This is a genomic window from Paraglaciecola sp., assembly GCF_030730205.1.
In the GTDB taxonomy this organism is placed as follows: Bacteria; Pseudomonadota; Gammaproteobacteria; order Enterobacterales; family Alteromonadaceae; genus Paraglaciecola.
Genome location: NZ_JANQVQ010000155.1, coordinates 2,580 through 3,216 on the forward strand (window position 1 = coordinate 2,580; position 637 = coordinate 3,216).

Genomic DNA, 637 nt, shown 5'->3' on the forward strand with positions numbered 1-637 from the left:
AGCTAATTCATAGCGTGCTATTTTTTGGCTCCCCGCTTTACTCCAACCTGGGCACAGACAGCAGCAGCGATGCAACACCTAACTGGTTAAGACCAGCGCTAAAGCGATGCCTAAAAAGCCTTTAGCGCTAAATACTATTTTTCTTTTTTGAATTATTACGCATTGCACAATATTATCCAGCGCTTATAAAAACCTGTACAGCCAATGCCTAAAAGGCAAAGTTTGCCATTTCACCACCACTGTTTTATCTTAAACGGTGTTTAATGCCGTGTTAAATAATAAGCCCAAGCAAGGAGCCACTATGCCTGCCCACCACGCCCGTTTTGTATTTGGTTATTTACCCTTATGCAGTGCATTACTGCTGGCAAGCCCGGTGCAGGCAAAAGATTACGCCAGTTGTTTAAGCGAGAAGCTGCAGGGCATTACCCATGATGCGGCGGTAAAAGCCATGACCGGGGCGTGTCGGGCGCAATATCCGGATAAAGCCGCACAGCCAATTAAGGTAAGTTCAAATATCGCAGTCCCTCTTTCTGAAGTCAGAGCATTAACCCCTGAAGAGGTTTATGAAGGCCATATTGCTACAATGTACAAAACAACAAGTAGAGCAAACCAAGAAATTGCAGCAAGAAGTCTTTTA

1 pseudogene is annotated in these 637 nt (G+C 44.6%); it reads left to right on the forward strand.

From position 1 onward, the window contains the following. Positions 1-301 precede the first annotated feature (301 nt). Positions 302-637, forward strand: a pseudogene (locus tag NWQ57_RS10735) (hypothetical protein); the annotation flags it as partial.